Raw genomic sequence first — 19,921 nt, forward strand, 5'->3', positions numbered from 1 at the left:
GAGTTAGAGTCTGTTAACCATTCCGACGTAAATGTGGCTGCGGTTTTGCCTGTTCAGTCGGCTCGAGCCACACATCACTCGAGCGGCACGAAAAGGGCTAGGAGGGGATTGGCATGCGTGTTCTTCTGATCGAGGACGACAGCGCCACCGCACAGTCGATCGAATTGATGCTGAAGTCGGAAAGCTTCAACGTCTATACGACCGACCTCGGTGAGGAAGGTGTCGACCTCGGCAAGCTCTACGACTACGACATTATCCTTCTCGACCTCAACTTGCCGGATATGACCGGCTACGATGTCTTGAAGCAGCTGCGTGTCGCCAAGGTGAAGACGCCGATCCTGATCCTTTCAGGCTTGGGCGGCATCGAAGACAAGGTCCGCGGCCTGGGCTTCGGCGCCGACGATTATATGACCAAGCCCTTCCACAAGGATGAGCTGGTCGCGCGCATCAACGCGGTCGTCCGTCGGTCCAAGGGACACGCGGAATCGGTCATCCAGACCGGCAATCTCCGGGTCAATCTCGACACCAAAACCGTCGAAGTGGCCGGCCAGCGCGTACATCTGACCGGCAAGGAGTACCAGATGCTGGAGCTCCTCTCCCTCAGAAAGGGCACGACGCTGACGAAGGAGATGTTCCTCAACCATCTCTACGGCGGCATGGACGAGCCTGAGCTCAAAATCATCGACGTGTTCATCTGCAAGCTCAGAAAGAAGCTCGCGGCTGCGACCGACGGCGAGAATTATATCGAGACGGTCTGGGGTCGCGGCTACGTGCTGCGCGAGCCCGATCAGGAAGAGTTCCGCGAAAGCGCCTGAAGCCTCTCTTCAATCCCCTTCGATAGCCCCGCACCGCAAGGTCGCGGGGCTTTTCGTTTTGGGCGCAACGCGCGCCCGTCTCGGAGCGTGGGGCTGGGCGCGGCTCAGGCTTTCGGGCGGGCGAGGAAAGAGACCTTCCCCTCCTCTTCGGCGATCTCGAAGCCGAGGCCGACCTCTTCGGCGAGCATGACCGCATAAAGCGGCTGGACCGAATGCGCATCGAGCTGTTCGGGGACTTCGCCCGAAAGAAGCACCGTGCGGACGCTGTCGGAAAGGCGGGCGCGGTCGCCGACCGCCACCACGCTGATCGTCACCCCGTTCTCGCCCTGCGTGGCGCCGACCGTCAGAGTGCCGCCCCGGGCGATCGTGTTGGCACCGAGAAGCAGGAGGTTGAGCAGGATCTTCGCCTCTGCTTTCGGCAGCATCTGCGCGTCGACCTGCCAGTCGAGATTGGCCTTCTCGCGCTCCAGGAACTCGCCCGCGCACCGGCCTGCATCGGCCATATCGATTTGCGCGCCCGCCCCGCCGGACGCGCCGAAGGCCAAACGCGAAAACTGCAATTTCACGGAGGCCTGACGGGCGCTCTTGCGAATGAGATCCATCGCGAAGTCGCGCATGCTCGGATCGGTTTCCTCATCGAGGACTTCGAGTCCGTTGGCAATGGCGCCGACAGGGCTGATGACGTCATGACAGACCCGGCTCGCGATCAAGGCGGCAAGGTCGACTGGCGCGATTTTAAGGCTGGTCATCGGCTGAAATCCGAAATTGGGACAGAAAGCGATTCGTCGCTCATGGTTGACCCATCGTATCGAGCGCGCCTGCCGCGGACCAGCCGGAGCGCCCCATTTCTCGGGGGTTTACCCGACATTTACCATTCTGCCGTTTCCTGTGGACCAATCGAGGTCATTAAAAAGCCGTCGCAGGAGGGCCCATGCCCATAGCCAGACTTCTTGCTGCCGGCGCGCTGGCAGTCCAGATCGCGGTCGCTCCGGCCGCCTTCGCCACTCAGGCGGGTGCGGTCCAGCCGGCTTCGGCCCAGGCCGGTGAACCCGGTAGCCTCAACTACACGGCGGCGGAGGTCGTCGAAGCGGGCCATCACGTCTTTGGAGCCGCATCCGGGGGCTTGGCCACGCTCGTGGAAAAGGCCATCCAGCGTTACGGCCTTCCCAACGGCTACATCATCGGCCAGGAGGGCTCCGGCGCCCTCATCGGCGGCCTGCGCTACGGCGAAGGCACGATCTATACCAAGCTCGCACCGCCCAGCCACATCTTCTGGCAGGGCCCTTCGGTCGGGTGGGATTTCGGCGGCGATGGCAATCGCACGATGATGCTCGTCTATAACCTGCCGAGCTACAATTCCATCTACCAGCGCTTCGCCGGCGTGAACGGCTCCGCTTATATGGTCGGCGGCCTCGGCATGACCGTGCTCTCGCACACCGGCGTGCACGACCCGATCTATGTCGTGCCGATCCGCACCGGCGTCGGTGCCCGGCTGGGCGTCAATCTCGGCTATCTCAAGTTCACTTCCAGACCGACCTGGAATCCGTTCTGAGCAAGCCCACGCAAAGCTTGAACAAGCCGTGACATTTTTGCGATAGTGTCGCGGACACGCGCACGCTCCGGCCAAGCTCTTGTTGCCGTCTGCGCAACCTGCCTCTATTTCTAAAGGCCTGCCGCGGACGGAGCCGGTGATGATACAAGCGGCTATGCTGTTCGCCCTTGGCGCATTTGCGAGCGGATTGTTCTGTCTTGCGTTTTTCACGGTCCTTGCTCGCCGCATCCGGCGCGTGACGGAACAGCGTCTGAAGGCGAGCCTGGCGATAACGAGAGCCGATTTCGATACGGAGCGCGACGAGATGCGCGCCCGCAATGCGATGGCCATACGCCGGCTGGAGCGTGATGCGAGCACTTTTCGCGACCGCGTCACCGCCTATCGCCTCGATTCCGATCTCAAGACGCAGGAGATTGCCGCATTGCGCAGCGATCTCGCGTCCCGAGACGAAGAGATCGGCGAGCTCGGCACCCGCCTCGAACAAACCAACGCCGAACTCATCGAAACCAAGAAGCGTCTGGCTGAAACCGGCACGGCATTGCGCGCCGGCCGCAACGCGCTCGAAGCGGAGATGGAACGCCGGCTTGCCCTGCAAGATGAGATCCAGGACCTGAAGAGCCTGGCGGAGGACCGCCGCGTCGACCTGATCGGCATGCGCGCGGAAATCGACTACCTCCGCTCCGTCATGGGGAGCGCCGCCTCCGAGGAGGATCCGGAGGCCGTCAAACACGACCCGGCGCCGGAGAAGGCCGGGGCTTCGGAAGAAGGCAAAAGGTCCAGCCGGAAAGACGCGAAAGGCGCCCCGCGGCGCAGCGAGGCGCGGCGCGCGCCCGGCCACCGCACGCAGGCCGCCCGCCATCTTTCCCGCAATCACACTGCCAGAGACACGGCCAAAGACGCAGAGCCGATCGGTCCGGAGGAAATCGCGCGCATCAGCGAAGACATCCGCCGCATGTCGGCCGACCGGCCGATGCAGCCCGCCGGCGCCAACGGCTTCACAAACAAGAACGGTACACAGACGGACGGCAACACCGAGGCGAAGAACGGTCACGCCTCGGCCGGCGAAGAGGCTTCTTCAGATGCCTCGAACGGGCCCGCACAGGACAAGCCGAGGGGGGCCGAAGACCGTTTCTTTCAAGCCCTTGCCGATATCCGCCAGTTGAAACAGCACTCGACCAAGACCCCGGCCGAGTAGCTTTCCGAGAGGGGGCGGCAAGAAACCGTATGCGCTTCTGCCATAGCTTTGACATAGCTGCGAGGTTGGATCGCCTGAGCGAGACCTGGCATGGGAACGCGCGACAGGGCAGCGGCTTTAGCCTGCGATCGCTTTTTGCACCTCAGCATCAAATCGGGAGCCGGACGTGATCGATCAGGTGGTCAGACGCATCTCCCGGCGCATGCGCAGCTGGATTATCTACGGCTACGATTTTTCGGCCGCAGCGATCTCCCTCGGCCTTTCCTATTACCTGCGCACGGGGACGGAACCGACCTTCGCCCCCGGCGAGGTCGTGAGCCTCATTGGCATTTTCACGCTCGTCTGCGTGCTCGTCTTTCCGATCTTCCGGCTGCACAGCGGCTCCTGGCGCTACGCGTCGGTGCGCGATATCTACGCGATCTCGAAGGCGGTCACCGCCTCCATCTTCATCTTTCTGCTCGTCATTTTCCTCATCCAGCGCGGCGGCGCCCTGCCCCGTTCGGTTCTTGTTATCGAATGGTTCGTTCTGACCGTCATGCTGGGCGCGCCGCGTATGGCCTACCGGCTTTATCGCGACAGCCTCATCGGCCGCTCCAGCCACGATCCGCGCAACCCGCTCGAGCCGGTGCTGCTTTTCGGCTTCAATGACGAGGCCGATGTCTTCATCCGCGCCGTCAAACGCGACCGCAAATCGCGCTTTCTCATCGTCGGCATCATCGAAACGAACCCGAGACACGTCGGGCGCCAGCTTCACGGCGTTCCGGTCTTGAGCACGATCGAGGGCATGGCGCGGCAGGTGACGCAGCTGAGGCGCACGTCGACGCCGCCGACCCAGATCATTGTCGCGCGTGTGAACACGCCGCGCGATGTCCTGAACGAGCTGGTCGATGCCGCCTCGCAGGTTGGGCTGACCGTGAACCGGCTGCCGAACATTCAGGATCTGCAGGCCTCGCAGCAGAACGTGGAGCCCGAAGCGGTCAAGATCGAAGACCTGCTCGGCCGCCAGCCCGTGGTGCTCGACGAGGAAGGCATCAACCGCCTGATCGCCGGGCGCAGCGTCCTCATCACGGGTGCCGGTGGTTCGGTCGGCTCCGAAATCGTCAAGCAGGTCGTGCGCTTCGGTGCTTCACGCCTCATCCTGCTGGAGAACAGCGAGCACAATCTCTATGAGATCGATCGCCGTATCCGGAAAAATCCGAGCATCCAGGCGCAGGTGGTGCCGATCCTCTGCGACATCCGCGACCGCGAAGCACTGAAGGCGCTGTTCATGCGCGAACGGCCGGAACTCGTCTTCCACGCCGCGGCGCTGAAGCACGTGCCGATCGTGGAGAGAAACCCCGTCGAGGCGGTTCTTTCCAACGTCTTCGGCACCAAGAACGTCGCCGACGCCGCCTGCGCATCCGGCGCCAGCGCCTTCATCATGATCTCGACCGACAAGGCCGCCAACGCCAAGAACGTCCTCGGTCTGACCAAGGGACTTGCCGAACGCTACTGCCAGAAGCTCGACCGCGAGCAGAAAGGCACCCGCTTCATGATCGTGCGCTTCGGCAACGTTCTGGGCTCGCGGGGCTCCGTCCTGCCGCTCTTCGAAGAGCAGCTCAAGAACGGCGGGCCTTTGACGGTCACCCATGCCGATGTCACGCGCTATTTCATGACGCCGAGCGAAGCGGCACAGCTCGTTCTGCAGGCGTCGGCCTATGGCGTCGCCCATCCCGAAGGCGGCGGCAAGATCTACCTCCTCGACATGGGCGAACCTGTACGCATCGCCGATCTGGCCCGAAATCTCATTCGTCTTGCCGGACGGAAGCCGGACGTTGACGTGCCGGTGGTGTTCACCGGCCTGCGCCCGGGAGAGAAGCTGCATGAAGATCTCGTCAGCGAGAACGAGACGGTCACGCATACGCCCGTCGCGGGGGTCCTTCTCGCCAGCGCGCCCGCGATCCTGCCCGAGCGCCTCGACGTCTATTTGACTGATCTCCACACCGCCGCGATGCACGGCGACAACGCCGCCTGCGTCGGCCTCTTGCGCAGCGGCATCACCGAGCTCTGCGCGCGACCGACCAACAATGTGCGCTCTTTGATGGACAGAGCCCCCGGCTGAGCCGCGTGATGGATCAGGTCAATGCCTTGTGGCTGTCGGTTGCAGCCTTCGCTGTCACGTGGGTTGGCATTCGCAGCCTCATCCCCGTACTCACCCGCCGCGCGCTTCTCGACCTGCCGGACGCACGTCGCAATCATGAAACACCCGTACCCCGCGGCGCCGGGTTTGCGCTCGTGCCGGTCATCACGCTCTGCCTCGTGATCGGCCTCGTGCTTGGGGTCCCGACCGGCCTGCCGGCAGCAAGCGAGATTTCATTCCTCGCGATCGCCGTGGCGCTTGCACTCGTCTCCGCCTTCGACGATCTCCTCGGCCTGAGGGCCGCCACCCGCTTCGCTGCCCAGGCGGGCCTTGTGGCGGTGGCTGTCGCGTCCCTGCCACTCTCGCTGAGCTTCAGCCTCGCACTGCCCTTCCTTGTTGAACGCTTCGTCCTGTGGTTCTTCCTGCTCGGCTTCGTCAATGCCTACAACTTCATGGACGGCATCGACGGCATCACCGGCGTGACGACGATTGCCATCGCGATCGGCGTTCTGCTTGTCGCCACTCCCTTGGGCGACCTGCCGCTCCTGCCCTGCCTTCTCATCGCGGCGAGCCTCGGCTTTCTCCTCCACAACTGGCACCCGGCGCGGATTTTTCTGGGCGATGCCGGCAGCGTTTTCGTGGGCTTTTGTGTCGGTTCTCTTCTGGTCGCGCTCGCTCTTAAGGGAGAGATTGCTGCCGCGCTCATTCTGCCGGCCTATTATCTCACCGACACCGGCCTCACCCTTCTCATTCGTGCGCGCCGTGGCGAGCGCATCTGGCTCGCCCATAGCGAACATGCTTACCAGAAAGCCGTGCGGCGGGGCTGGAAGCACGATCAGGTGGTGCGCGCGCTCACCCTCAACAGCATCTTCTGCATCGCGCTTGCCGTGATCTCGACGCGAGCCCCCTACGCGGCTGTCGTGGCGGCCTATGTGAGTTCGCTCACGTTTTGGGTGGCGTTGCGCCATGGAATGGTGGATGCGCTCGCGTTTCGGCTTTCCGCCAGAAGGAAATAGCCTGGCCGCCCGGCGTGCTACGCAGAAGCGTCGCGAAGACCAGCGACATCATCGCCAGCCACCATTCCTGCCAGGCACCGTGGCTCACCATCCAGACCGCAAAGACACCTGCGGTGATCGCGCTTGCGGCCGTCAGAACGGCCGTCTCCGCCTGCAAGAGACGCCGCAGCCAGGCAAAGCCGATGAGACCCGCCACGAAGACGCCCAGAAGACCGAAATCGACCCACAATTGGATCGCGACATCATGCGGATGGGCGCTGCCGATCACCGCGGATGCGGCGGGGCCGGCGAGCCCCTTGCTCATGGCGCGTTCGGCATAATAGCCCCAGCCGAGGAGAGGCTCGTGCGGGATGAGCTCGGCAAAATTCTCCCAGATGGAAAGGCGAATCTGCGCGCTCGTCGCGTGCACGACATCCTCCGGAACGCCACCGAGCAGCTGGCGCATCCAGGGCGTGTAGAGCATGGCGAAGAATGGAAAGAGGACGAGGCACGCAAAGGCTGTCGCGGTCACGGCGCGGGCCGTCGCCCTCGGAGCGTAGACGGCAAGCGGCCAGGCGATCACCACCACACCCCAAAAGAGGACGGAGGACTGCGAGGAGGAGAGGACCGCAACGACGGCAGCGACAACCGAGAGAAAAAGCGCCAGCCAGGACAGCCATTTCTCGGCACAAGCGAGGGCCAGAAAGAGTGCAGCCAGGATGCTCGTCACGAGAACCGCCCGGTTGAGAGATTCTGAGCCGAGCGTATCGGAGAAGGGTTGTCTGAGCTGGAACGGCCCGTGCAGCTCGTTTGCCAGAAGCGGCAGGGTGATCACGAGCCCGACCACCAGGAATTTCATGATGTGTCGTCGGTGCTCCCCAGCGATGACGACGACGAAGGCGAAGCCGAGCAGGCAGTTCCCCAACAGGCGAAACGAATATTGCAGGCTCATCAAAGGCTCGACCGACCATGAGACGCTCGCAAAGGCTGCAAGCACGAACGAGGCGATCGCGATCGCCAAGGGCTGCCGGGCCACTTCGGTGAAGCGTGCTGCGAAATCCCGCCACGTCTCCGCTCGCCAATAGGCGCCAAGGAGCAGAAACAGCGTCGCAAAGCTCAACACCGCCGGCGCTGACCGCGTCGACAGAAAGGTGATGAACGGCACGAAGACGAAAGCGAGAGCAAGACCGATAAAGGAAGCGATCGAAGGGAGGTTCGCGGCGAGGACACGTTTTCTTTGCAATCAAGGCCCCCTTCGGCCGCCAGGCTGCCGCGGCAAGATCCGCGGGCTCCCAAATCCATCATGCGATCCGGAGCCGATCCCGCAAGGGAGATGGCACAAACACAACCGGACCAGCAAGCTCTCGCCTTGCGCCACCGGAGGCTTCGGCTGCGAAATTCCAGACTATTTGTAGGAAAGCCGAGCGAAGATGGCGAAAGCGGGGCCCTTCACGGCCGATCATGTCGGCAGCTTCTTGCAACAGAACCGGCAGTTTCGCCCCCTTCTTCCGCATCGCCTTTCTGCAAAAGCGCATCAGAGTGTGCCTTGAGGAAGCGATGCGCGCCATCGCCCGCGACACCGTATCGGTTCCCCCTGCCGCCGATCGGCCTTATGGCCGGCGATTGCCTCTCAGCCCTCTCTAACTGAGACGAGACGAGAACGGCATCGTTGCGCTTCGCCAGACGGTGCGCCAAAAGCAGCGCCGAAAGGAATGTTCGAAATGTCCGAAGAAACCCAGATCATCGTTGGTACCGGCCATGCGGGCGTGCAGCTCGCCGCATCGCTGCGCGAGCTTGGCTTCACCGGGCGCATCGTTCTGATCGGCGAAGAAACTGATCTGCCCTATCAGCGCCCCCCCCTGTCGAAAGGCTATCTGATCGGCACCGTCAGCGCCGAAGGGCTGCTTCTCCGCGGCGAGAAATTCTATGAGGACCGCAACATCGAGCTCATTCTCGGCGAAGCGGTCACGACCATCGACCGGGCGGCCCGCGAGGTCGAGCTGCAGTCGGGACGTCGCCTGCGCTACGATCATCTGACGTTGGCGCTCGGCGTCCGCAATCGTCCGCTGCCGGTGCCGGGCGCCGAGCTCGACGGCGTCTTCGCCGTCCGTGGGCTCGCCGATTCCAACCGGCTGCGTGAACGCATCGAGGCGGCGTCCAGCCTCGTCGTCGTCGGTGGCGGGTTCATCGGCCTGGAGCTTGCCGCAGTTGCCGCCAAGCTCGGCAAGACCGTGACCGTTGTGGAACTGGCGCCGCGTGTCATGGCGCGCGTCGTGACGCCGAAGATGTCGGAATTCTTCGAAAATGCCCATCGTCGCCGCGGCGTCCACATCATCACAGATGCACGCGTGCAGCGGCTCGAAGGGGAAAACGATCACGTCACGGGCGTGGTGCTCGCCGATGGGCGCAACGTCGCCGCCGATCTCGTTCTCTATGGCATTGGCGTTCTCGCCAATTCCGAGCTCGCCGAAGCCGCTGGCCTGGAGGTCAAGGACGGCATCGTGGTCGACGAGTTTCTCGCCACGTCCGATCCGGCCATCTCGGCGATCGGCGACGTGGCCAATCACCCGAACGTCCAGGCAGGCAAGTCGATGCGGCTTGAATCGGTGCAAAACGCCGTCGACCAGGCCCGCTGCCTCGCCGCGCGCCTCGTGGGCAAACCGACCGCCTATTGCGACGTTCCCTGGTTCTGGAGCGATCAGTCGAACCTGAAGCTGCAGATGGTCGGACTTCCCTTTGGCACGGATCAGACGATCCTGCGCGGAGATCCGGAAGCGGAGACTTTTTCTGTCTTCTGTTTCAAGGAAGGACGCCTGATCGCGGTGGAATCCGTCAACCGGCCGGCCGACCACATGGCGGTGCGGACCTTGATGAAACTCGGTGTCGAAATCCGCGCCCATCAGGTCGAAGATCCCGATTTCGATCTTCGTGCGTTCACCCAGGCTCATCGCAAGGCGACCGCGCAGGCCTGAGAGCGCCTCCAGCGACGCCTCTGCGGATCTGCACCGACCCTTCAGGGGACGATTCTGGAGGGTCGCCGGCGGCAGATCACGCGGTGCAGCGATCCAGCCCGGGCAAGCCCTCAAAGCGGGCTCGGGCGAACGCTGACGCGTCGCAGCCGCAGAAGCGAACAATCTGATAGTATCTCGGCGGAACCGTCCGGTGCCCGGGCGCCTTGCCACCGGCAGAAGCCTGGGAAGGCCGCGTCTTTGGTCGAGGACGACTTCCCGCTACAATGCCTGACAGGATCGCCGGGAGACGTCGCCATCATGACCCTACGCCAGACAGGTCGTTCAGTACCGGTGGCGCTTCTGCGCGCCCGCGAAGCCTTCATGATGCATCTGCGGCCGATCATCGCCGAATATGGCTGCACCGAACAGCAATGGCGCGTTCTCCGCATCTTGGACGAAGCCGGTCCTTCCGATGCCACGGCGCTGTCGGCCCGGGCGTGTCTTCTCACCCCCTCCATGACGCGCATCCTGAAAGCCCTGGAAGAGCGGGGCCTCATCACACGCGGTCAGGACGGCCAGGACAGCCGTCGCCTGAAGATCGACATTACGGAGAATGGCCGCAGTCTCATCCGCCTCGCCTCGCCTGCCATCGAAGACGTTTACAAGCGCATCGAGACAATCTTCGGCGAAGAGAGGATGGAAATGCTGCTCAGCATGCTGGAGGAACTCGCCATGGACGGGCATGCGGTCGAATTTCAGCAACGACCGGACGAACTGCGCAAGGCCGTCGCCTGAGGCAGCGTTTCGTCTCGGACGCCCCATGGCGCGGGGTGGATTGTCACGCACCGCCACTTTCTGCTCTGGCCCTTTTTTGCCGGCGGCCTAAATGCCGGCTTACCATTCCTTCCTTTCCGGATGTCGCCCGCACCCCATGTCGAACGTCCTTTCAGTTTCCGGCCTGTCCAAAACCTATGAGAGCGGCTTTCAGGCGCTGAAAAACATCGATCTTGAGATCGAAAAGGGAGAGCTGTTCGCGCTCCTCGGTCCCAACGGCGCTGGCAAGACGACGCTCATCGGTATCATTTGCGGCATCGTCAATCCAACCACGGGCACCGTGACCGTGGACGGTCACGACATCATCTCCGATTACCGCGCCGCCCGCTCCAAGATCGGGCTCGTGCCGCAGGAGCTTTCGACGGACGCCTTCGAAACTGTCTGGGCAACTGTCTCGTTCTCGCGCGGCCTTTTCGGAAAGAAGCCGAACCCGGCCCATCTGGAGAGCGTGCTGCGCGATCTGTCTCTCTGGGAGAAGCGCGATTCCAAGATCATCACGCTCTCGGGCGGTATGAAGCGGCGGGTTCTGATCGCCAAGGCGCTCTCACATGAGCCTGAAATCCTCTTTCTCGACGAGCCGACGGCTGGCGTCGACGTGGAGCTGCGGCGCGATATGTGGCGGCTGATCAGCTCCTTGAGGGAGACGGGCGTCACCGTCATCTTGACGACGCACTACATTGAAGAGGCCGAGGAGATGGCCGATCGGGTGGGCGTCATCAATCACGGCGAGATCGTTCTCGTGGAGGAAAAGAAAGAGCTGATGCGCAAACTTGGCCGCAAGCAGCTCCGCCTGTGCCTCCAGCAACCTCTCCACGCTGTGCCGGAATCGCTCGCATCGTACGAGCTGGAGCTTTCCGAAGACGGCACCTATCTCACCTACACCTACGAAACGGCGCAGAACCGCAAGGGGATCACCTCCCTTCTGCACGATCTGACCGAGGCAGGCATCCGTTTCAGCGATATTGAGACACGCGAGAGCACGCTCGAAGAAATCTTCGTCAGTCTGGTTCACGAGGCGGCATGAACATTTACGCCATTCGCGCCATCTACAAATTCGAGATGGCCCGCACCGCCCGCACGCTGATGCAGAGCATTCTGGCGCCAGTCTTGTCGACGACGCTCTATTTCGTCGTCTTCGGCTCCGCCATCGGCTCGCGCATCGACGAAGTGGGGGGCGTCAGCTACGGCGCTTTCATCGTCCCCGGCCTCGTCATGCTCTCGCTTCTGACGCAGAGCGTGACGAACGCCGCCTTCGGCATCTATTTTCCGAAGTTCACCGGAACGATCTTCGAGCACCTGTCCGCGCCGGTCTCCTTCCTCGAGATCGTCATTGCCTATGTCGGTGCTGCGGCCACGAAATCGGTCATCCTGGGGGTCATCATTCTCGCGACCGCCACGCTTTTCGTGCCGCTCAGGATCGAACATCCGCTGTGGATGGTGACGTTCCTGGTGCTGACCGCCGTCACCTTCTCGATGTTCGGCTTCATCATCGGCATCTGGGCCGATGGTTTCGAGAAGCTGCAGATCGTGCCGCTTCTCATCATCACGCCTCTGACCTTCCTCGGCGGCAGCTTCTATTCGATCGATATGCTGCCGCCCTTCTGGCAGAAGGTGACGCTGTTCAACCCCGTCGTCTATCTGATCTCAGGCTTCCGCTGGAGTTTTTACGGTCTGGCCGACGTCTCGGTCACCGTCAGCCTGATCATGACCGCGCTCTTCCTCATCATTTGCCTTGCGGCGATCTGGTGGATCTTCAAAACCGGTTGGCGCCTGAAGAGCTGACGTTCTCTCCGGGCGTCCTGCGGAAAACGACTCTCCTCATCCACAGGGTTTCGGAGCAAGCCAGACCCGGCACTTGCGGCGACGCCCAAGTCCCGACACGTTCCAAAAGCCCCCTTCGGCAAAAACCGAGGATCGTCCGGGCGGTTGCCGCGTTGCTCCTTCATACAATCCGCACACAATGAAGATTGGCAGGCGCCTCGCGTCTGCCCGGAAGGAGTTGTTCCATGCACCGCTTTAACAACAAGGTCGTTCTCGTAACCGGCGCCGCCTCCGGCATGGGTGAGGCGACAGCCCGGCGCTTTTCCAGCGAGGGCGCCAATGTGGCGCTGGTCGACCTCTCCGACAGGCTCGAAGAAGTGGCCGGCAGCCTGCCGACCGAACGGACCCTGTCGATCCGCGCCGACGTTTCGAAGCGCGAGGAGGTCGACGCCGCCGTCCGCAAGACGATCGATCAGTTCGGCCGGCTCGACATCCTCGTCAACAATGCGGGCGTCCTGGAAAACGGCAACCCCGAAGACATCACGGACGAGCAGTGGCACAAGGTCATGAAGACGGATGTGGACGGGGTCTTTTATGGTAGCCGCGCCGCCATTCCGGAGCTGGAGAAGACCAAGGGGTCGATCATCAACACGGCATCCGTCTCCGGAACCGGGGGCGATTGGGGCATGAGCCCCTACAACGCCGCGAAGGGCGCGATCGTGAACTACACACGAGCGCTTGCACTCGATCTCGGCAAGCGCGGCATCCGCGTCAATTCCGTCTGCCCGAGCTTCACCAAGACCGGCCTGACCGAGGACATGCTGGACGATAAGGAACTCGTCGACGCCTTTCGCCGCCGCATTCCCCTCGGCCGCCCCTGCGAACCGGAGGAGGTGGCTGCCGTCATCGCCTTCCTCGCAAGCGACGACGCGAGCTTCATGACCGGCGCCAATGTGCCGGTCGATGGCGGTGTGTCGGCCTCGAATGGCCAGCCGGTTCAGGCCTGACCTGACGCCAGTCTGCATCAGAGAACGAAGGGCGGGGCGAAGGCTCCGCCCTTTTCGGCATCAGGGCGATTTCACGCTCGAGCCCGTGCCGCAGCGCCCGCTTCGCCGTCCGTCTGCAAAACCTGAAGCCGGAGCGTCCGCGATTTGACGGTCTGCGCCCATTTCACGACGGGAGCATCCACCATCGCTCCATCGAGAGACACAGCGCCCCCCTCCCTCTCCGTGAGAGCCGACAGGATCTTCTCCGCGCGGGCAACTTCTTCACCCGTCGGCGAAAAGCCGCGAATGGCGGGGGCGATCTGTGCCGGATGGATGAGAAGCTTGCCGCCGAAGCCGAGATCGGCCGCATAGGCGGCGTCATCAACGACCGCCTGCTCGTCGCGGTAGGTCGTGGTCACCCCGTCGATCGGGCCAGGCAGCTCCGCGCAGGCGGAGGCGAGGACGAGTTCCTGACGGGCCGCATCGAGCGCGTGCCGGACATGACGCGCCCCTATGGCGACGGCATAGTCGAGCGAGCCAAAGGCGAGACGGTCGGCAACCTGCGCAAGCTCACGGGCGCGCACGATGCCGAGGGGCGTTTCGACAAGGGCAATGACGCGGCCGTTCGCCCCGAGCGTTTCTCGGGCAATCCGCAGAATGGCGGGATCTTCCGCTTTTGGCAGAACGATGCCCGTCAGAGGCAAAGTCGCGACAGCTTCCAGGTCGTCGGCGAAATATCCCGTATCGGCGCCATTGAGGCGAACATAGATCTCCGTCTCGCCCGGCTTGAGTCCCTCAAGGCCCTGCCCGAGCCCCTCTCGCGCCGTCTCCTTGGCGGGGGGTGCGACGGCATCTTCGAGATCGATGATGGCGGCGTCGGCGCCGGACGCGGCAGCCTTGCCGAAACGCTCCGGCCGGTCGGCCGGCACGAAGAGCGGCAGGAACGGAAAACGCGTGTCACCCATCATCGCTTCCCCTTCGAGGCAGAAGAAAACCGATCTTCTCGGCCTCAGAGATGGACCAAAGCCGGTCCATCAGCGCATCTAGCTCGGTTGGCTCAACCGCACCGGACGACAATGCCAGCGCCCGCGCCTTCTCGATAATCTCAGCCCGGCTCAGCGTGTTGCCGGGGTCGCCTTTCGGCACGTCGACACGCCCTTCGAGCCGCCGCCCATCGCCGGTCATCACCGTGACCTTGCCGATCCAGCGTGCCGGATAGGCCTGATCGACTTCCGCATCGAGCGCCATGTCCACCTTGTCGATGAAGGACAGCGCGACGCGATCGTCGAGCACGCCGGCAAACTCCGAAAGACCCGCTTTGCGATGTGCGGCGACGAGGCCGAGCGTGGCGCCCATGGAAAACTTTGCCTGATGCACGCTCTGCGGCTGTGTGACGGCGCCCAGAACATCGATCGCGCCCTGATGCACATGGGTTGTGACGGCGGCGATATCGCTTGCGGCAAGATCGTGCTCCATCACCACCTTCAGGAGCGCGTCGGCCGCCGGATGCGTGTGCCGGCACGAGGCGTGAAACTTGAACGACGTCTCGGCGAGCGCCCAGCGCTCACCAAGCCGGTCGACAAGCTTTGCCGGATCGGCATCTGATGATGTCCCGGCAGCTAGCCCCTGCTTTCCTTCCAGGATCCGTTTTGCCCCGGTGAAGCCATCGCGCGCCAGATAGGCAGCCATCAGACCGTTCTCCGCCGCTTTGGCCGTATGCAGTTGCTTGGAATCGGCGGCATCGCGCAGGAATTCCCAAAGCCCGGCCGATTGCGTGCCGGCGGAACCGAAGGCCTCGCCCATCTCTCCGGCGGAAAGCCCGAGAAGACGACCGACGGCCGCTGCCGCCGCAAACGTCCCCGCCGTGCCGGTCGTGTGAAAGACCGTGTAATGCGAGCGGCCGAGAAATTCACCGACCCGGATACCGACCTCATAGCCGGCGATCGAAGCCGCCAGGAAATCGCGGCCTGAGGCGCCGATCATCTGCGCCACGGCCAGCGCCGGCGAAAAGACGACGGTCGCGGGGTGGAAGACGGAGCCGTTGTGAACGTCGTCCTGCTCGGAGATATGGCTCGCCGCCGCATTCACGATCGCGGCGAAGAGCGGCGAGGTGGCGCGTCGATTGGTGAGGATTTCAGCCCCCCCATCGGCGGGGCCCATCGTCTCGGCATAGCGCTCCAGAACGCCGATGGCGCGATGCCCGCGCCCGGAGAGAACCGAGCCCGCCCAGTCGACGAAGAAGTCGACGGCCCGCGCCACCACCTCTTCGGGCACGGCGTCGAGATCGAGGCCGGCAGCGAAGGCCGCGAGCTCGGCGCTTTCCCGGCCTGTCGCCTGCATCAAAAGCGGGTTGCGCTGTCCGGCATCAGCCATACGGAACCTCAGAATGAGCGCGGCAGGCCGAGAACATGCTCGGCGACATAGGAGAGGATGAAATTGGTGGAGATCGGCGCCACCTGGTAAAGCCGCGTCTCCCGGAACTTGCGCTCCACGTCGTATTCCTCGGCGAAGCCGAAGCCACCAAACGTCTGCAGGCAGACATTCGCAGCCTTCCAGGAGGCGTCGGCGGCGAGGAGTTTCGCCATATTCGCCTCTGCGCCGCAATCTGCATGTGCATCGAACTTCCGCGCCGCCTTGAAGCGCATGAGATTGGCCGCCTCGATATCGACATAGGCGCGCGCGATCGGAAACTGCACCCCCTGGTTCTGACCGATCGGGCGTTCGAAGACGGTGCGCTCATTGGCATAGGCGACCATCTTGTCGACGAACCAATAGCCGTCGCCGATGCATTCGGCGGCGATCAGCGTGCGCTCGGCGTTGAGCCCGTCGAGGATATATTTGAAACCCCGGCCCTCTTCGCCGATGAGGCTTTCAGCCGGAATTTCCAGATCGTCGAAGAAGAGCTCGTTGGTCTCGTGGCCCACCATGTTGCGGATGGGCGTCACCGAGAGGCCGTTGCCGATCGCCTCCTTGAGATCGACCAGGAAGATCGACAACCCCTGCGATTTCCGCTGCACGTCGGCAAGCGGCGTGGTGCGGGCGAGCAGGATCATCAGGTCGGAATGCTGGATGCGCGAGATCCAGACCTTCTGGCCGTTGACGACATAACGGTCGCCTTTCTTGACCGCCGTCGTCTTCAGTTTCGTCGTGTCGGTGCCCGTCGTCGGCTCCGTCACGCCCATCGACTGCAGGCGGAGCTCGCCCGACGCGATCTTCGGCAGAAACTCTTTCTTCTGCGCCTCCGAACCGTGCCGCAACAGCGTGCCCATATTGTACATCTGGCCGTGGCAATGGCCGGCATTGCCGCCCGAGCGGTTGATCTCCTCCATGATGATGGAGGCCTCCGTCAGGCCAAGTCCTGATCCGCCATATTCCTCAGGGATCATGGCGGCGAGCCAGCCCGCCTCCGTCAGAGCCGTGATGAACTCTTCCGGGTAGGTTTCCGCAGCCCCGTGCTTGCGGTGGTATTCGGCCGGGAATTCGGCGCACAGCGCGCGAAGCGCGTCGCGGAGATCGCGGTGGTCTTCCTCGTCTGCAATCATGTCACTCGTCTTTTCCGGAAGCTGCGAGCGCCGCAGCCTCCTCTTGCGTGATCTCAAGTTCGTCCAGGATGGCGCGTGTGTGCTCGCCGAGCGCCGGCACGGGATCGAGCCGTGGCTGCCAGGCGGCACCGGAGATCGGACGAAGGGCCGGAATCGTCCCCGTCGGAATGGCGATTTCCTGCCAGCGATTGCGGGCAGCAAGCTGCGGATGCGCCCAGAGCGCCGCCATGTCGTTCAGGCTCGCCGTGCCGATATTGGCTTTCTCGAGCCGCGCCATCGCCTCGGCAGTGGTCAGCGTTGAAAGGACGCGGTTGATGGCCTCATTGATCTCATCCATATGCGCCGCGCGCCCGGCATTGCCTTTGAAGCGGGCGTCGGTCGCGAGATCTTCCCGTTCCAGAACCGTTCGGCAGAAGGCCGCCCATTCGCGATCGTTCTGCAGGCCGAAAATCACCGTGCCGTCGGCCGTGCGATAGGGCCCATAAGGGAAGATCGTGGCGTGTCCCGCGCCGGCAAGCGGCGGCGGCGGCGCCCCATCGGTCGCGAAATACATCGGATAGCCCATCCATTCGGCCATCGCCTCCAGCATGGAGATCTCGATATGGTCGCCCCTCGCCGTTTTGTGGCGGTTGAGAAGCGCGGCGAGGATGGTGTTGTAGGCGGAGACGCCGGCGGCGATGTCGGCGATCGAGATCCCGGCCTTGGCCGGCTGGCCGGGCGAACCCGTCACCGAAACGAAGCCGGCTTCGGCCTGGATCAGAAGATCATAGGCCTTCTTTGTGCCGTAAGGCCCGCCCTCGCCGTAGCCCGAAATCGCGCACGTGATCAGCTTTTCGTTCTCCGCCCGCAGCGTCTTCTCTCCGAGTCCGAGCCTCTCGGCGGCACCCGGCGCGAGATTCTGCACGAAGACGTCGGCCTTCTTCAAAAGCCGCTTCAGGATCGCGACGCCCTCCTCGCGCTTCAGATCGAGCGTGAGGCTTTCCTTGGAACGGTTCGTCCAGACGAAATGGCTCGCCATGTCGCGCGCCCGCTTGTCGTATTCGCGCGCGAAATCGCCACCATCCGGCCGCTCCACCTTGATGACGCGCGCGCCGAGATCGGCCAGAAGCCGCGTCGCATAGGGGGCGGCGATCGCCTGCTCGATGCTGACGACGAGAATTCCATCGAGAGGCCTCGTCACGGCGTCGCCTCGCCTCTCATACGCAGCCTCTCATGGTTCGCTTTCCTCTCTCCTCGCGGGTTCGCTACGGGCCCGCATTCTGCGGCGGGCTTCGAAGACGATCCATGCCGCCTACGACAGGAAAGAGCTTGCGGACCAGTCGTATTCTCTGGATGCTGCTTTCGGCAATGGAGAAAGCCGGATGCATTTCGACCTGACCGATCTCAGGCTCTTCGTGGCGGTGAGCGAGCTCGGCAGCATGGCGGAGGCGGCACGTCTCCATCACATCTCCGTCTCCGCCTTGCACGAGCGCATGAAGATCCTGGAAAGCCGCGCCGGCGTGCCTTTGCTGGAGCGCACCGCCCGAGGCTCCAAGCCGACGCGCGCGGGCCTCATGGTCGCGGGCCATGCCCGAGCCGTCCTCTTGCAGGCGGAGCGCCTCGATGGTGCGGTGGAGGCCTGGAAGCAGCGCGAAAGCGGTCTCATCAAGCTGCGCGCCAATTCCAATGCCATCACCAGCTTTCTTCCCGACGTGCTGGCGAGCTTTCTCGCCCGCCACCCGGACGTGATCGTCGATCTGGAGGAAGACACCTCCGATGAGATCGCCACCGCCGTGCGCTCCGGCGAGGCCGACATCGGCATTGCGGCGGAAAATGCCCAGCTCGACGGCATCGAGACCATTCCGATCCTCTCCGACCGCCTTGTCTTCATCGCCCCGGCCGGGCATCCGCTGGCGCAGCGCAGCGCCGTCACCTTCACGGATCTCCTCGACGAGAGCTTCATCACGCTCGACACCCGCTCGGCGATTTCCGCACATCTGAAAAAGCACGCGCACCGGCTCGGCCGCGAATTGACCATCCGCATCCGGGTCAGAAGCTTCGGCAGCGTCTGCCGCATGGTGGCCGCCGGCGCCGGCGTGTCGATCGTGCCGGCGAGCGTCATCCCGGCGGAAACCTTGGAAAAGGGTGCCAAAGTCATCGCCATCTCCGACGACTGGTCGCAGCGCGATCTCGTTATCTGCCTGCCGCGTGATCGGCCGGTGTCGAATCTCGTTCGGCGGCTCGCCGATGCGGTCGCCTCACCGCAGGAAAACCGCCTGGCCGCCTGGCGGGCAGGTCAGGCGCGCCCGCATCCCGCATCGTCCACCAGGACTTGAGACGCCGGCAGAAGCCACCGCATTTCGTTTGCCGCCTCATATCAGCCCATAGCTTTTCGCATAGCTCTTCCAGGACGGCTCTCGCGCAGCCCGCGCGATAAGCTGAAGCCGTTCTAATATTTGCAGCTTTCCGTCTGCCCGGGGCTTGATCGGCCGGGCACGCGCCCAATGATCCCCATATCCCCTTCGTTCTGCCCGCGTTGCCCCCGAACGAATTCGTCTTTATGAATTTCAAAGATTTCTGAACTAACTGGAGAAATCACTCTTGCGCCCAGATCTTCCGCCCCCGGTCCAGTCCTTCATCCTGCATTTTGGCGAGATGGGCAGCCGGTGGGGTATCAACCGGACGGTCGGGCAGATCTACGCGCTTCTCTACATCTCGCCACGACCGCTCTGCGCCGACGACATCGTCGATGCTCTCGGCGTTTCACGCTCCAACGTCTCCATGAGCCTGCGCGAATTGCAGAGCTGGAACCTCGTCCTGCTGCGCCATCTGCCGGACGACCGGCGCGATTTCTTCACGACGCCCGACGATGTCTGGGAGATCCTCAGAACCCTAGCCGAAGGCCGCAAGCGGCGGGAAATCGATCCCACCCTGACCTTTCTGCGCGAGGCATTGATGGAGCCGCCCGCCAACGAGGCGGAAGCGCATGCCCAGGCGAAAATGCGCGACATGCATGCCCTCATCGAGCAGCTCACCGGCTGGTACGACGACGTGAAGACGCTCGAAACGGAGCGTCTCGCAACGTTGCTCGCGCTCGGCGCCCGGGTCACGAAATTGTTGGAGACCAAGGACAAGATTGTCGCCCTCGGCTCCTCTAAAAGGAATGGCCGGAAGACGTGATCCGCCAGGCGA

Annotated in this window: 18 protein-coding genes; 12 read left to right on the forward strand and 6 right to left on the reverse strand. The window is 63.3% G+C overall.

From position 1 onward, the window contains the following. Nucleotides 1–113: 113 nt before the first annotated feature. Nucleotides 114–815: a response regulator transcription factor CtrA gene (gene ctrA, locus NYQ83_RS11865; protein WP_092815812.1), complete on the forward strand. Its 702-nt coding sequence runs from the start codon at nt 114–116 to the stop codon at nt 813–815. Between the two features lie 104 nt (nt 816–919). Here ctrA and chpT read toward each other — a convergent pair whose 3' ends face one another. Beyond that, the gene (chpT, locus tag NYQ83_RS11870; protein WP_261214866.1) at nt 920–1,564 is read right to left on the reverse strand and encodes a histidine phosphotransferase ChpT; all 645 of its coding nucleotides are present in this window, start codon (nt 1,562–1,564) and stop codon (nt 920–922) included. Between the two features lie 182 nt (nt 1,565–1,746). Here chpT and NYQ83_RS11875 point away from each other — a divergent pair, with 182 nt between their 5' ends. The 4 genes from NYQ83_RS11875 to NYQ83_RS11890 all read left to right on the forward strand — a co-directional run bounded on the left by NYQ83_RS11875 (nt 1,747) and on the right by NYQ83_RS11890 (nt 6,697). After that, complete coding sequence (locus tag NYQ83_RS11875) at nt 1,747–2,367, forward strand: DUF1134 domain-containing protein (RefSeq protein ID WP_128291101.1); 621 nt, start codon at nt 1,747–1,749, stop codon at nt 2,365–2,367. A 139-nt stretch (nt 2,368–2,506) separates the two neighbouring features. Next, complete coding sequence (locus NYQ83_RS11880) at nt 2,507–3,562, forward strand: hypothetical protein (protein ID WP_261214867.1); 1,056 nt, start codon at nt 2,507–2,509, stop codon at nt 3,560–3,562. Between the two features lie 166 nt (nt 3,563–3,728). Further along, nucleotides 3,729–5,663: a polysaccharide biosynthesis protein gene (locus NYQ83_RS11885; protein WP_128291099.1), complete on the forward strand. Its 1,935-nt coding sequence runs from the start codon at nt 3,729–3,731 to the stop codon at nt 5,661–5,663. An 8-nt stretch (nt 5,664–5,671) separates the two neighbouring features. Continuing rightward, nucleotides 5,672–6,697 carry an MraY family glycosyltransferase gene (locus NYQ83_RS11890; RefSeq protein ID WP_261214870.1) on the forward strand — a complete coding sequence of 342 codons (1,026 nt, stop codon included), beginning with the start codon at nt 5,672–5,674 and terminating at the stop codon, nt 6,695–6,697. On the opposite strand, the gene NYQ83_RS11895 is transcribed toward NYQ83_RS11890, so the two are convergent. Next, nucleotides 6,624–7,919, reverse strand: a complete 1,296-nt coding sequence (locus tag NYQ83_RS11895) for an O-antigen ligase family protein (RefSeq protein WP_261214872.1) — start codon at nt 7,917–7,919, stop codon at nt 6,624–6,626. The genes NYQ83_RS11890 and NYQ83_RS11895 overlap by 74 nt on opposite strands. A 478-nt stretch (nt 7,920–8,397) precedes the next feature. Here NYQ83_RS11895 and NYQ83_RS11900 point away from each other — a divergent pair, with 478 nt between their 5' ends. From NYQ83_RS11900 to NYQ83_RS11920, 5 genes are all read left to right on the forward strand, one after another. Beyond that, nucleotides 8,398–9,648: an NAD(P)/FAD-dependent oxidoreductase gene (locus tag NYQ83_RS11900; RefSeq protein WP_261214874.1), complete on the forward strand. Its 1,251-nt coding sequence runs from the start codon at nt 8,398–8,400 to the stop codon at nt 9,646–9,648. A 297-nt stretch (nt 9,649–9,945) separates the two neighbouring features. Continuing rightward, nucleotides 9,946–10,422 carry a homoprotocatechuate degradation operon regulator HpaR gene (hpaR, locus tag NYQ83_RS11905; protein ID WP_234628908.1) on the forward strand — a complete coding sequence of 159 codons (477 nt, stop codon included), beginning with the start codon at nt 9,946–9,948 and terminating at the stop codon, nt 10,420–10,422. Between the two features lie 136 nt (nt 10,423–10,558). Continuing rightward, complete coding sequence (locus tag NYQ83_RS11910) at nt 10,559–11,485, forward strand: ABC transporter ATP-binding protein (RefSeq protein ID WP_261214877.1); 927 nt, start codon at nt 10,559–10,561, stop codon at nt 11,483–11,485. Next, nucleotides 11,482–12,243, forward strand: coding sequence for an ABC transporter permease (locus tag NYQ83_RS11915; RefSeq protein WP_128291093.1), 762 nt, complete (start codon nt 11,482–11,484; stop codon nt 12,241–12,243). Before NYQ83_RS11910 ends, NYQ83_RS11915 begins: the two co-directional genes overlap by 4 nt. 224 nt (nt 12,244–12,467) lie before the next feature. After that, the gene (locus tag NYQ83_RS11920) at nt 12,468–13,229 is read left to right on the forward strand and encodes an SDR family NAD(P)-dependent oxidoreductase (RefSeq protein ID WP_261214880.1); all 762 of its coding nucleotides are present in this window, start codon (nt 12,468–12,470) and stop codon (nt 13,227–13,229) included. Between the two features lie 71 nt (nt 13,230–13,300). Here NYQ83_RS11920 and NYQ83_RS11925 read toward each other — a convergent pair whose 3' ends face one another. The 4 genes from NYQ83_RS11925 to NYQ83_RS11940 are packed head-to-tail and all read right to left on the reverse strand — an operon-like array spanning nt 13,301 to nt 17,930. Then, the gene (locus NYQ83_RS11925; protein ID WP_261214881.1) at nt 13,301–14,173 is read right to left on the reverse strand and encodes an HpcH/HpaI aldolase/citrate lyase family protein; all 873 of its coding nucleotides are present in this window, start codon (nt 14,171–14,173) and stop codon (nt 13,301–13,303) included. Then, nucleotides 14,166–15,581, reverse strand: coding sequence for an MmgE/PrpD family protein (locus tag NYQ83_RS11930; protein WP_261214883.1), 1,416 nt, complete (start codon nt 15,579–15,581; stop codon nt 14,166–14,168). Before NYQ83_RS11930 ends, NYQ83_RS11925 begins: the two co-directional genes overlap by 8 nt. 8 nt (nt 15,582–15,589) lie before the next feature. Beyond that, nucleotides 15,590–16,750: an acyl-CoA dehydrogenase family protein gene (locus NYQ83_RS11935; RefSeq protein WP_261214885.1), complete on the reverse strand. Its 1,161-nt coding sequence runs from the start codon at nt 16,748–16,750 to the stop codon at nt 15,590–15,592. 1 nt (nt 16,751) lies between these two features. Then, complete coding sequence (locus tag NYQ83_RS11940) at nt 16,752–17,930, reverse strand: CaiB/BaiF CoA transferase family protein (RefSeq protein WP_261214887.1); 1,179 nt, start codon at nt 17,928–17,930, stop codon at nt 16,752–16,754. Nucleotides 17,931–18,111: 181 nt separating this feature from the next. Between NYQ83_RS11940 and NYQ83_RS11945 the strand changes: the two genes are divergently transcribed. Beyond that, nucleotides 18,112–19,065 (forward strand): LysR substrate-binding domain-containing protein, encoded by a 954-nt coding sequence (locus NYQ83_RS11945; protein WP_261214889.1) that lies wholly within the window; start codon nt 18,112–18,114, stop codon nt 19,063–19,065. A 319-nt stretch (nt 19,066–19,384) separates the two neighbouring features. Then, a complete protein-coding gene (locus tag NYQ83_RS11950; protein ID WP_128291818.1) occupies nt 19,385–19,909 on the forward strand; it encodes a GbsR/MarR family transcriptional regulator in 525 nt (174 codons plus the stop codon). The last annotated feature ends 12 nt before the right edge of the window (nt 19,910–19,921 follow it).

This window comes from Afifella sp. JA880, assembly GCF_025379905.1.
Lineage (GTDB): Bacteria > Pseudomonadota > Alphaproteobacteria > Rhizobiales > Afifellaceae > Afifella > Afifella aestuarii.